The following is a 12,133-nucleotide window of genomic DNA, read 5'->3' on the forward strand; positions in this document are numbered from 1 at the left end:
CGACTTCAAAATCCGGGTTCGACCTGAACATGGCCGACCCGCAATCTCAAGACCACTTAAAGGACTTGGTCCGTCTTCCTTTGCATTTCCGGCCGAACGGAGCTGGACAGCGCCGTTGTCGGAGAAACCGGGACCACGACTTCTAAACACGGATTGCCACCAAAAGGTTCCGCAGCTTTCAAGGGCGTGAGAAGGCCAATAAGACCAGGCCCGGAAAGCGGCTGCTTTCCGGGCCCTTGCAATGCGGCAATACCGGGGATCTCAACGCGAGCGCGCACACGCCCACCCGGGCCTGTCAAATGACCCTGACGGTCAGCTCCGGCAAGCCGTCGATGGTCGCCAGCATGAGGTCGCCGCGCTGGACGGAGCCGACACCAGCGGGGGTTCCGGTCAGGATGACGTCGCCGGCACCAAGCTGGAACAGCTCGGACAGCTTGGCGATGATTTCCGGTATTTTCCAGATCAACTGGTTGAGGTCGCCTTCCTGGCGAAGCTCTCCGTTCACGCTGAGAGCAATCCGGCCCTGGTCGAGGAAGCCACTGTCTGCCGCCGGCATGATCCGGCCGATAGGGGCAGAGCGTTCAAAAGCCTTGGCGGCTTCCCACGGGCGCCCCGCCTTCTTGGCCTCCGCCTGCAGGTCGCGGCGGGTCATGTCGAGGGCAACGGCGTAGCCGTAAACATGTTCAAGTGCACTGGCTGCCGGGATGCTGCGCTTGCCGGACTTCAGAACGACCGCGAGTTCGACCTCGTGATGCACGTCGCTGGATAGGGGCGGATAGGGAAACTCGCCGGAAGGATCGAGGTTGTCCGGGTTCTTCTGGAAGAAGAACGGCGCTTCCCTGTTCGGATCGTGGCCCATCTCCACGGCATGAGCGGCATAGTTTCGACCGACGCAATAGACCCGGCGGACTGGAAAACCCTTCTGGCTTTCGCTGACGGGCAGGATCGTGGGGAAGGGAGCCGGAATGACGGTCGACATCGCAGACACTTTCGAGAATTGACGAAAGCCTGCTTGTACCGGGTTCGGCAGCATCCTGTCGAGCGGGAGTTATGTTCGCCCCGGTGGAGCCAGCCTTTGCCGTGCGATTTGTTGGGCACACCAGAGGCGTTCAGGCCGGAATGCAGGTGGTCCTATTGCCCTGGACTACGTTGGAGCCGGCTCCGCTTCTTCGTCCTGGCTGATACTGCCGTCCTCCGAAGGCATGAACCAGATGACCACGAAGGCCAGCAAGCCGGCAGCGATCATGTAGAACGCCGGCGCGAGCTGCAGGTGGGTCTTGTCGATCAGATAGGTGGCAAACAGCGGTGCCGTGCCGCCAAAGAGCGCCAGCGGGATGTTATATCCGATGGAATAGCCGGTCACGCGCACGGACACAGGGAACTGGCCGACCATGGCGGCCATGAGCGGGGCAAAGAAGGCGGTGAGAATAACGGCCATGCCGAGCTGGCCCAAAATGACCATGAGCGGATCCGGATGATGCACCAGCCAGAACATCGGCAGGGCGAAGAGGGCGACACCGCCCGATCCGAACAGCAGAATGGTTCTTCGGTCGATCCTGTCGGCGAGATAGCCGACAATAGGCAACAGCAGCATGAAGACGACCATCACGCTGGTGTTGATCGTCAGGGCCCGGCTTTCGGTGAACTTGACGTAGTCGACCAGGTAGGACGTGAGATAGACGAACGTCAGATAGAAGCCGACACCGTTGAGGATGTTGCAAGCTATCGTCCGCAGCAGGGCGGGCCGGTGGTTACGCAGGACCTCGCCAACCGGAGCACTGACAGGATCGTGCGAGGAGGGCGGTTGATCCTTTTCTTCTGCCTTGGTGCCGCTGCGGATCATGAAACCGGTCAGGCCGACCAGCAGACCGAAGCCGAAGGGAATGCGCCATCCCCAACTTCCCAGATCGTCCGCCGGCAGGAGGCCGGTTGCCAGTGCCGCCACGCCGGAACCGAGCAGAATGCCGAATGTTGCCCCGACCAGGGCCCAGGAAACCGTGAAACACCGACGCTTGGGCGGGGCTATCTCGTAAAGATAGACGGTCGAGCCGGTGTATTCGCCGCCGACGGAAAGCCCCTGCAGTAACCGCAGCAGCGTCAGCAGCACAGGTGCGGCAATGCCAATCTGGTCGTAGGTCGGCAAGAAGGCGATCAGCGTCGTCGGAATGGCCATCAGGGCGACGGACAACAGAAGGGCCCGGCTGCGGCCGGTCTTGTCGGCAATATGGCCGAGCAGCAGACTGCCGATGGGACGCATGAGGAAGCCTGCCGCAAAGACACCGAAGGTGCTGATCAGGCTGACGGTCGGATCGTCACTCGGGAAAAACTGTTGCGCAAGGATGGGGGCAAGATAGCCGTAGACGGCGAAATCGTACCATTCCAGCGTGTTTCCCACCGTTCCCGCAATGATCTTGCGGATCCTGGTGTCGCTTCGTCCCGCCATATTGGCCCCTCTTGCAGGTCGAATTCCCGTTTGTCCGGGTAACCCTAGAGGGGATGTCTTTATCTTCCGTTTCCGTGCCTTCTGAGGAAGGCGGCTGACCGGGAGGTGGAAGCGGACTGGAAACGCGCAGGCGGCGCCTGGCTGCCTGCGCGGGATTTCGTCAGGTGTTGAACTTGAAGAGCAGGACGTCGCCGTCCTTGACGACATATTCCTTGCCTTCGTCGCGAGCCTTGCCCGCTTCCTTGGCTGCGGTTTCGCCGCCGAGGCCGACGTAATCGTCGTAGGCAATGGTCTGCGCGCGGATGAAGCCGCGTTCGAAATCCGTATGGATGACACCGGCTGCGCCCGGGGCCTTGGTGCCTTCGGTGATGGTCCAGGCGCGGGTTTCCTTCGGGCCTGCCGTGAAATAGGTGATCAGGCCCAGCAGGCCGTAGCCCGCGCGGATCAGCCGGTCGAGGCCCGGCTCTTCAAGCCCGATGGTCTCCAGGAACTCTTCCTGTTCTTCCTTGTCGAGCTGGGAGATTTCCGCCTCGATGGCCGCGGAAATCACGACGGCGGCAGCGCCTTCTGCCTTCGCCTTTTCGGCGACCTTGGCGGAGAGGGCATTGCCTTCGCCTGCGGATGCCTCGTCGACGTTGCAGACGTAGAGAACCGGCTTTGCAGTCAGGAGGTTCAGACCCTTCAGGATCTTCTCTTCATCCGGACCGGAGACTTCCAGAACGCGTGCGGGCTTGCCGTCCTGCAGCAGGGCCAGCGCGGCTTCCATGACGGGCAGCACAGCCTTGGCTTCCTTGTCGCCGCCGGAGGCCTTTTTCTTCAGCGGTGCAATGCGGCGCTCAAGGCTTTCCATGTCGGCGACCATGAGTTCGGTCTCGACCGTTTCGGCATCGGCGATCGGATCGACAGTGCCTTCCACATGGGTGATGTCGTCGTCTTCAAAACAGCGCAGCACGTGTGCGATGGCGTCGACTTCGCGAATGTTGGCCAGGAACTGGTTGCCGAGGCCTTCGCCCTTGGAGGCGCCGCGTACGAGGCCGGCGATGTCGACAAAGGTGATGCGCGTCGGAATGACTTCCTTGGATCCTGCAACTTCACGGATCGCGTAGAGGCGCGGATCCGGAACGGCAACTTCGCCCGTATTCGGCTCGATGGTGCAGAACGGATAGTTGGCAGCCTGTGCAGCTGCCGTCTTGGTGAGCGCGTTGAAGAGTGTGGACTTGCCGACATTCGGCAGTCCGACAATGCCGCACTGGAAACCCATGGGAGTTCGCTTTCGGTTGGTCTTGAGACTTTGCAGCGCTAAATGCCCGAGCCGGGTCAAGAGGTCAAGGCTTTGGCGGACTGCGGGCGGGTGTTTGTCAAGAGCATGTCAGGATGAAGCGACAAAAGGAAAGGCGTCCGGCGATGTGATCCGGCTGAAAGCTTCCCTCCGGTTGTTTATCGGTTATAGTCGTGTGGGTGTTTTGGGCGATTGTTTTGGGAATTGGGACGCGATGATTTTCAGTCGCAAGAAACACGGGTTTCTGTGTGCATTTTCCGGCAGCCTGTTTGCCACCCTGGCTGCCGTCACCACTTGTGCCACTGCCTTCTCGGCAAGTCCGGCATCGGCTCAAAGCTTCAATCCGAGTGATCTGACGGGCCTTTTGGGCGATGCGCCGATCGATCCTGCGCTGCTGGAAGGCGTCGGACAGGTAAATGTCACACGGGCCTATATCCCCGACGCGATCGACCTGTCGCCAATGATGCCACCACCCCTGCTGCAGACATACGGCAGCTGTGTTTCCTATGCCATCGGGTATGCCATGCGCGGCTATTACGCTGCGCTTGAAAACAACGTGGAACCCGGCAACCGCACCTTCACGCCAAGTCCGGCGTTTCTCCATTCGCAGATCCGCAACCGGCAGGAGGCGTGTGAAACCGCCGGAAGTCATGCGCTTCTGGCGATGGCCTATTTCAAGGGCAACGGCTCTCCCGACCAGGACGACATTCCGGACGCCGCGATGTGTTCGGAACGGGTGGAAACCGCAACGATGGCCCCCGACAGGTTCCGCATTCGAGACTTCCTGTTCGTGTTCGACAAGGGTCGCCAGCGCCGCAACGCGACGGACCGGGATCTGGATGCGATCAAGCAGCAGCTGGCGGCGGGTAACCCCGTGGCCACCGGGTTCCTGATGGTCGGTGTGGTGCCGTCCTCCCAGACGCCGGACGGGGTGACGCTGCAATATCTGAAATCGGGAGAGATCTACCAGGGATCGCTCGGGCGTCACAGCGGGGCCGCCGGAGGACACCAGATGGTGTTCGTCGGGTACGATGAACGGCGTCAGGCATTCCTCGTCCAGAACTCCTGGGGGCCTTACTGGTCCGGAGACGGGTATGGCTGGATCAGCTACGAGGCAACGAAGGCCGACATGCACAATGCGTCGATCATGCGCACGTCCATCGTGCCGCCGCGTCCGGTGCCAGGACTGACCAGAACCGACCGGGACAATGAGGTGGCCTTTGCGGGGGATAGCTGCAGCAGCCTTTACGTGAGCGAAGATACGCCGGACGGCATGCCGCTGCTCGCCGGTTTCGTGAGCACACAGGAAGCGCTCCGGAAACTGGAAGCGGAGTTTCCGCCCGAGCAGCTTCAGAAAATCGATGTCAGACCCTGGCCCGTGTGTGAAGCCCTGAAGACTCTTGCCCGGCCACTGGCGGAACCTTCGCGACCGCGCATTCGGCTCCTGGGAGGCAGCGCGGATCTACGCTACGGAGATTCGCTGGCCTTCGAGGTGACTGCGCCGGATTTCGCCTCGTTTCTCTATATCGTCTATCTGCAGGCCGACGGCACTGTGGTGAACCTCTTTCCGCGTCGCGGTCCGGTGCGCCAGCAGGTGCAATTCGGCGACCGTTTCGTCTATGGCGATGGCCGGCAGGGGCGTCAGAAGTTCACCGTGCAGCCACCTGCGGGATCGGAAGCCATTATCGTGATTGCAGCTCATAGCCCCGTCATCCAACTGGAAGAGCTGGAAAACGGCGGAGCCGGGCAATTCTCCATGCCTGTGAGCGCTGAAGGCGGCGCCGGTACCGCGGACGACAGATATTTCCTGACGGCATTGCGGGCAGGGATGGCGGACCGGCCGGACGAAATGAGCCTGCCACGTGAGATTTCTGCAGCCGTCCTTCATTTGACGATCCGGGAAGAGTGACACTCAAAGGTTTCGACATGCGCTTTCTTATCGAATTTGCAACCGCCCGCCTGGCATTGGCATCCGTTCTGGCGCTGCTGGTCCCCATGATGCTGCCAGCCGGCGCCTCCGCCCAGTCCGTCACGCCGGATCAGATCATCAACGCGTTGTTGCCAGATGCCGGCGCGCCGAAATCCCGGTCCATGCGAAAGCAGGAACCGCACCCGTTTCGCGGGATCAGCATCGAGGGCCAGTTGCCGCCGGAAGTGGAGCTGCCGCGCATCAATCTGACGGTCAATTTCGAGTTCGATTCCGCCTCACTGACCAACGACGGCATTCTGACGTTGCAGGCGCTCGGACAGGCCTTGCAGGATCCCCGTCTCAGGAACATGCGTTTCCAGATCGCCGGGCACACGGACCTGCGCGGCACGTCGGCCTATAATCTGGACCTGTCCAAACGAAGGGCCTTCATGGTCGCGGAGTTTTTGGCTGCGTTCTATACGATCCCCCGTGAACGGCTTGTGCCGGTGGGGTACGGCGAAAGCCGTCCTGTCGACCCGGGCGATCCGGCCAGCGGCCGCAACAGGCGTGTGGAGATCATCAACGTTCAGCCGCTGTCATGACCGCCAATGGCAGGCAGCCCGGTTGCGCTGGTGTTCGTGGAGGGAACTGCCTCAGTCGCCGCCGCCGAGCAGCTTTTTCAGCATGTCAGCCATGGGCCCTGACTTGGGCAAGTTGACTGACTTGCCTTGCCGGGCCTGGCGGATATGGCTCTGGCCCTTGGGTTTGGCTGGTGCAGGGGTGCCCTGTCCGGGAGCAACGGCCTTGGCGGCTCTGGTCGTGCCGTCCTTTGCCTTGCCGTCCTGGCTCTTGCCCTTGCGCTGTGCCTTTTCCGGCTCCAGGGCCAGGGTCAACTTGTTGGCAAACTGGCTGTCCTTGCCTTCGGCCAGCAACGGAGCCTGATCGGCGACTTCCGTCAGGAGCGGCTCCAGCCAGTCCCGATCGGCCTTTGCGAAATCACCCAGCACGTAGTTGGACACCAGCTTCTTGTCGCCCGGATGACCGATGCCGAGGCGCAGCCGGCGGTAGCTTTCGCCGATATGCGCCGTGATTGATCTCAGGCCATTGTGGCCGCCGTGGCCGCCGCCGATCTTCATGCGGAATTTCGCGGGCGGCAGGTCGAGTTCGTCGTAGATGACGACAATGTCTGCCGGCTCGATCTTGTAGAACCGCATGGCTTCGCCGACAGAGCGGCCGGATTCGTTCATGTAGGTGCTGGGTTTCAGCAGCAGGACCTTTTCCGAGCCGAGGCGGCCTTCGGAAACCTGACCTTGAAAACGGGCTTTCCAGGGCTGGAAGCCGGAGTGGCGGCGATGGATCTCATCAACGGCCATGAAACCGATATTGTGCCGATTGCCTTCGTATTTGGCGCCCGGATTGCCCAGGCCGACGATCAATTTCATGGTGTGCCTTTCAAGGTAGAGCGTGCTGCAATTAGCGCAATGCAGACCGGCTGGCTAATCCTGAAACAAAAAAGCAGCCGATGGCGGCTGCTCTGCAAGTTTTCCCGAAAAGGGAAGGGAGGCGGAGACCGCCTCCCGATTTTTAAAGCAAGGCTGCAGCTTATTCAGCTTCGCCTTCACCTTCTTCTGCTTCAGCTTCGTCGTCGGTCTCTTTCATACCGGCCGGAGCAGCGATCGTGGCGATGGTGAAATCGCGATCGGTGATGGTCGGCTGGCAGCCTTCCGGCAGCTTAACTGCGGAAATGTGCAGGCTGTCGCCCGGCTGTGCCTTGGCCAGGTCGATTTCGAGAGCTTCCGGAATGTTGTCGGCCGGAACGGTCATTTCGACGGTGTGGCGAACAATGTTCAGGACGCCACCCTTCTTGATGCCCGGGCAGGTTTCTTCGTTCAGGAAGTGAACCGGAACTTCAACCGTCAGCGTGGAGCCCTTGGCAACGCGCAGGAAGTCGACGTGCATGACGTCGTCGCGTACCGGGTGCAGCTGGAAATCCTTGGCAATAACCTGATGCTTTTCGCCGTCCACATCGATGATGCCGATGTGTGTAAGGAAACCACCCTTGTGCAGGGTAATGGTGGTTTCTTTCACCGGAATGGTGATCGGCAGTGCCTGTTTCTTGTCGCCGTAGATCACGGCAGGGAGAAGGCCTTCGCGACGCAGTGCCCGTGCGGCCCCCTTGCCCACCCGGTCCCGTGCCGACGCCTTCAGCTCATAGCTGGCAGCCATGGCAAAACTCCTTCGAGTGTATAGGTAACGGACCGGCGAACCACCGTGCCAGAAGACTCATGTTGTCCGGGATCGGTCCAGAAGCGCCTCCTCCAGGGGTGCAGGCGCGAGCGCGGATATACCCAAAGCGCAAGGAAAGTGCAAGTCCGCAGTCGCTCGTTTGTCGCAGGGAACTGCGGAAATTTCAAGCTGGTCACCTGCAAACCGGTCTGTAACACAGATTTGCTGAACCTTCCGGTTGACCGAATGGCTCGTCCGAAAGAGGTTGCGGTCCTCTGTGCGGGTATGTCTCCCGCTGTCCGAAACCGTTTTCCTGACCTTCCCTGTCTGAAAGAATCGACCCCATGGCCATCGATGAAGACCTCAACGACCGCTTGCGCGAGGCGCTTGGAAACAGGGCAGGCATCAGCCAAAAAAGGATGATGGGCGCGATGTGCTTTCTGCTGCATGGCCACATGATCGCGGGTGCCGATCGCACCAGGGAGGGCGAACGACGTTTCATCTTCCGTCTGGGCAAGTCCAGCCATGCTGCCGGGCTGGCACTGCCGGGTGCTGAACCGATCGTTCAGGGCGGGCGCACGTTGAGTGGCATGTTCTTCGTCGGTGAAGACGATTGCACCGACGAAGTTCTGCAAAACTGGCTGGATCTTGCCATCGCCAATGCTTTGACACTGCCGCCCAAAGGTGCCTGACCTATCCGTTGAGCCTTTTCGATGTGTCTTCCTGAAAGGCCGGATCGGCTTTTTTGGCGAAGGAGACACGCCAGGGTTCAGCCAGCTCTTCAAGTTCTGACAGGGCCTTTGCCACCGCCGGATCCAGCCGAGGGTTGAACCGGGCGTGGATGACCTCGCGCAGGTTCCAGTCCGGGCAGGGGCGTTCAACGACGGTCAACTCGTCGCCTGTCTGAAACGACCCTTCCTGCAGCACCCGGAAATACCAGCCGGTTCGGCCTGTCTTCTGGAAATGGGCTGCCTGCGTAGGGTTGTCTGTGTGCATGTTCAGCTTCCAGCAAGGCTGGCGGCCCTGGGAAATCTGCATGCGGACCGTGCCCGCCGACAGGATGTCGCCGATGCACAGGTCTTCCTCGGTAAAGCCTTCTGAAGCGATGTTCTCGCCGAAACCGCCTGGCTGATAGATTTCCGCCTTTTCCGGAAAGGCGTCCCGCCAGTGGGCATAATGCTCCGCCGGATAGATATGCAGTGCCTTTTCCGGTCCGCCATGTACGGAAAGATCCGCCTGACGGTCGGTGGTGATGCCGGTGGAGCTGACCTGGAGGATACCATCTGCGCGGGTCTTGCGGATGGCAGACGGCTCCTTGCCCTCCCAACGGTGTTCTGGCTCTCCGGTGAAGAGGGAGACAATGCGGGCTTTGGCGGTCATGGCTGATGGCTTTCGGCTGGTGTGTGTTCGTGGCAGAGCTGTGCGGCATCGACAGGCGAGAGCGGCACGTTGAGAAGCTTGCAATAGCCCCCCGTTTCCCTTGCCTCGTGATGGCGGCAGGTGCTGCAGAGACCGAACGAGCGGCCACCCCGCTCGTGCAGCATCGTCAGGACAAGTGCTTTCAGGGACGAGGCCAGCGACGCAGCGACGTCCGGCGGCAAGGCGTCGATGACATTCTCCAGAGACGAAGGGTCCTGCAACAGGTCCCGGCCTGCCCGGGTGACGTCATAACGAATGCTGCGCTTGTCTTCGTCCGAACGCGTTTCGGCGATCAGCTCCTTGCGGGAAAGTGCCTTGAGGGTTTGCGAAGCCGTGCCGCGTGTCGTTGCCAGAAAATCGGCCACGTGCGAGGGCGCGCGTGAAAAGCGGTTTGCCCGGGCAAGATAGTTGAGCGCAGCAAACTGTGACGGGTTCAAAGGCCCGTTCCACTCCTCGGCAGCGGCAAGACGCGTCAACCGGTCGATCAGGTCGCGAATGGTCTGTGTGTCGGTTGGAGCAAACATGCTCTCTATGTAGCGAGTCGAAATTAAACTTGCAATAGTTTCGAGTCGCTACTAATAAGGCTGCGTCCTCAATCAAGGAGAAAGCCGATGTACAAATCCATTTCCCAAGCTGTTTTGATCGCAGGTATGTCAACGATCGTCCTGCCGACTGTGGCATCTGCAGGCGGCAGTCACGCGGTTCACCAGACGGGAGCAATCCTGTCGCCGGAAAACCAGGAGATTGACCCGAACTACGACATCCTGGCCGCCCATGTGCACCGCAAGGGGCGTGTCGTAACCTTCCACATGACACTGAAGGGAACGGCCGGTGCGAGCGTGCCGGAGGCAAACGGTGCGCTCGCAGGGGCGCCGGTGCAGTCCTATGTCTGGCCAACGTCACTGAAACCGGAAACGGTCGGGTTTGAAGGGGGGAACGGCATCCTTGCGCTGGTGGCTACCAGCCATCCGGATTTCGACGACACACCGCTTTTTGATGAAGATGGCGACGGCGACCTTCTGAACGACGGTGCGAAATGGCACTCGCACTGGGTGGTGCTGACACCGAACGAGGCCTGCGGTGCCGGCGCACTCTCCGTGCAGGATATTCCCGATGGTACCAACCCGAAGATGCCGGCCACCTGGCCGGGCCTGCCGATCTACATCGACAGCCCTGGATTTTCACCCGTGATGGAGGCAGAGGAAATTACCCTCAACGTGGCCTTTGCCGATGAAAGCACTGTTGAGACCCTGTCGTATGACGGCGTCACGTCGGCCCTGCGGGTGAACCAGAACGTCCACGCCCCACTGCTGTGCGTCGTCGACGTCTTCGACGTTGCCTCCGGTGATCTCAGTCTGCCGGGAAAAATGGCCGGGAACTGAGCCGCATCAGCACCAACCACTCACCGCGTCATTGCCGGGCTTGACCCGGTAATCCATGCCGCGACCGGGCCGGGTCCCTAGGCCGTGACTGGGGCAGGGAAACGGCGTGGATGCCATGGTCGAGCCATGGCATGACGGGGAAGAGGGCTCTGAGGGGCAGGGGGCGAACTTGGAAAAACGGTCAGCCCTCGTGCGGAGCGTAGGAGGCCGGGTCGACCTGGGCCGGACGTCCGGGGAGGGTGAGTTGCGCCTGCCGGGCCGGGGTTGTTGCGATCACCTTGCCGGACTTGACGACCGCAAGGCGCGTTGCCTTCAGGCGAATGGCCTCGATCGTGTCTCGGGCCTGCAGCAGCACGAAGTCCGCCTTGCAGCCTTTGTCCAGGCCGTACCCTTCCAGGTTCATAGCCTTGGCCGGGTGCGCGGTGACGCAGTCGTAGCAGTAGCGGATGGCGTCGCGGCTGGTCATCTGGGCAACGTGAAGCCCCATGGAGGCGACCTCCAGCATGTCGCCGGAGCCCATTGAGTACCAGGGGTCCATCACACAGTCGTGGCCGAAGGCGACATTGATGCCGTAGGACCGCATCTCCGGAACACGGGTCTGGCCGCGGCGCTTTGGATATGTGTCGTGCCGACCCTGCAACGTGATGTTGATCAGCGGGTTCGCAATGGCATGCACTTCCGCTTCGGCGATCAGCGGCAACAGCTTGGAGACGTAGTAATTGTCCATGGAATGCATGGACGTCAGATGCGATCCGGCGACGCGGCCCTGCAGCCCGAGGCGCTGGGTCTGATAGGCGAGCGTCTCGATATGGCGCGACATCGGATCGTCGGTCTCGTCGCAGTGCATGTCGACCATCAGCCCGCGTTCGGCCGCGATTTCGCACAGCCGCGCGACCGATCGGGCGCCGTCGTCCATGGTGCGTTCGAAATGCGGAATGCCGCCGACGATGTCGACGCCCATGTCGAGTGCCGTCAGAAGGTTCTTCTCGGCGGTGGCAGAGCGGTAGAGCCCGTCCTGGGGGAAGGCGACCAGTTGCAGGTCGATGTAGTCCTTCACCTTCTCGCGCACTTCCAGAAGGCCCTTGACGCCGGTCAATCTGTCGTCACACACGTCCACATGGGTGCGGATTGCCAGCAGCCCCTGCGAGACGGCCAGGTCGCAATATCTCAGGGCCCGCTCAACAACGGCATCGACGGTCAGGATCTCCTTCAGTTCTCCCCAAAGCGCGATGCCTTCCAGCAGCGTACCGCTGCGGTTCATGCGCGGCAGGCCGAGCGACAGCGTCGCATCCATGTGGAAGTGGCTGTCGACAAACGGTGGCGACACGAGGTGTCCGCCAGCATCGATCACCTGGCCGGCGTCCGCCGTGATCCCGGCTTCCACAGCCTCGATACGGCCGTTCCGGCAGGCAATGTCGATGCCGTGGCGGCCGTCGGGCAGGTTGGCGTTCTTGACGAGGAGATCGAAACTCATG

12 protein-coding genes are annotated in these 12,133 nt (G+C 61.2%); 4 read left to right on the plus strand and 8 right to left on the minus strand.

All coding sequences use genetic code 11. From position 1 onward, the window contains the following. Positions 1-295: 295 nt before the first annotated feature. The 3 genes from HEP89_RS14540 to ychF form a co-directional block, all read right to left on the minus strand. Positions 296-979, minus strand: a complete 684-nt coding sequence (locus HEP89_RS14540; protein WP_022998105.1) for a fumarylacetoacetate hydrolase family protein — start codon at positions 977-979, stop codon at positions 296-298. A gap of 165 nt (positions 980-1,144) precedes the next feature. Beyond that, positions 1,145-2,443 (minus strand): MFS transporter, encoded by a 1,299-nt coding sequence (locus HEP89_RS14545; RefSeq protein ID WP_168692345.1) that lies wholly within the window; start codon positions 2,441-2,443, stop codon positions 1,145-1,147. Between the two features lie 160 nt (positions 2,444-2,603). Then, positions 2,604-3,704, minus strand: coding sequence for a redox-regulated ATPase YchF (gene ychF / locus HEP89_RS14550; protein WP_168692346.1), 1,101 nt, complete (start codon positions 3,702-3,704; stop codon positions 2,604-2,606). Between the two features lie 232 nt (positions 3,705-3,936). Between ychF and HEP89_RS14555 the strand changes: the two genes are divergently transcribed. Together HEP89_RS14555 and HEP89_RS14560 are read left to right on the plus strand one after the other, a co-directional pair. Further along, complete coding sequence (locus HEP89_RS14555) at positions 3,937-5,631, plus strand: DUF4384 domain-containing protein (RefSeq protein WP_168692347.1); 1,695 nt, start codon at positions 3,937-3,939, stop codon at positions 5,629-5,631. Continuing rightward, a complete protein-coding gene (locus tag HEP89_RS14560) occupies positions 5,628-6,233 on the plus strand; it encodes an OmpA family protein (protein WP_168692348.1) in 606 nt (201 codons plus the stop codon). The genes HEP89_RS14555 and HEP89_RS14560 overlap by 4 nt, the downstream gene beginning before the upstream one ends. A gap of 51 nt (positions 6,234-6,284) precedes the next feature. Here HEP89_RS14560 and pth read toward each other — a convergent pair whose 3' ends face one another. After that, positions 6,285-7,073: an aminoacyl-tRNA hydrolase gene (gene pth, locus HEP89_RS14565; RefSeq protein WP_168692349.1), complete on the minus strand. Its 789-nt coding sequence runs from the start codon at positions 7,071-7,073 to the stop codon at positions 6,285-6,287. A 160-nt stretch (positions 7,074-7,233) separates the two neighbouring features. Further along, positions 7,234-7,857 (minus strand): 50S ribosomal protein L25/general stress protein Ctc, encoded by a 624-nt coding sequence (locus HEP89_RS14570; RefSeq protein WP_022998099.1) that lies wholly within the window; start codon positions 7,855-7,857, stop codon positions 7,234-7,236. A gap of 344 nt (positions 7,858-8,201) precedes the next feature. Between HEP89_RS14570 and HEP89_RS14575 the strand changes: the two genes are divergently transcribed. Continuing rightward, entirely contained in the window at positions 8,202-8,549 is a 348-nt protein-coding gene (locus tag HEP89_RS14575) for a TfoX/Sxy family protein (protein ID WP_168692350.1), read from the plus strand. Between the two features lies 1 nt (position 8,550). On the opposite strand, the gene HEP89_RS14580 is transcribed toward HEP89_RS14575, so the two are convergent. Together HEP89_RS14580 and HEP89_RS14585 are read right to left on the minus strand one after the other, a co-directional pair. Then, positions 8,551-9,237, minus strand: a complete 687-nt coding sequence (locus HEP89_RS14580; protein WP_168692351.1) for an MOSC domain-containing protein — start codon at positions 9,235-9,237, stop codon at positions 8,551-8,553. Continuing rightward, a complete protein-coding gene (locus HEP89_RS14585) occupies positions 9,234-9,800 on the minus strand; it encodes a MarR family transcriptional regulator (RefSeq protein ID WP_168692352.1) in 567 nt (188 codons plus the stop codon). The genes HEP89_RS14580 and HEP89_RS14585 overlap by 4 nt, the downstream gene beginning before the upstream one ends. A gap of 87 nt (positions 9,801-9,887) precedes the next feature. On the opposite strand from HEP89_RS14585, the gene HEP89_RS14590 reads away from it, so the two are divergent. Further along, positions 9,888-10,658 (plus strand): hypothetical protein, encoded by a 771-nt coding sequence (locus HEP89_RS14590; protein WP_168692353.1) that lies wholly within the window; start codon positions 9,888-9,890, stop codon positions 10,656-10,658. Positions 10,659-10,839: 181 nt separating this feature from the next. Here HEP89_RS14590 and HEP89_RS14595 read toward each other — a convergent pair whose 3' ends face one another. Beyond that, positions 10,840-12,132, minus strand: a complete 1,293-nt coding sequence (locus HEP89_RS14595; RefSeq protein ID WP_168692354.1) for an amidohydrolase family protein — start codon at positions 12,130-12,132, stop codon at positions 10,840-10,842. Position 12,133 lies beyond the last annotated feature (1 nt).

The sequence above is a fragment of the Labrenzia sp. 5N genome (assembly GCF_012395805.1).
Lineage (GTDB): Bacteria > Pseudomonadota > Alphaproteobacteria > Rhizobiales > Stappiaceae > Roseibium > Roseibium algicola.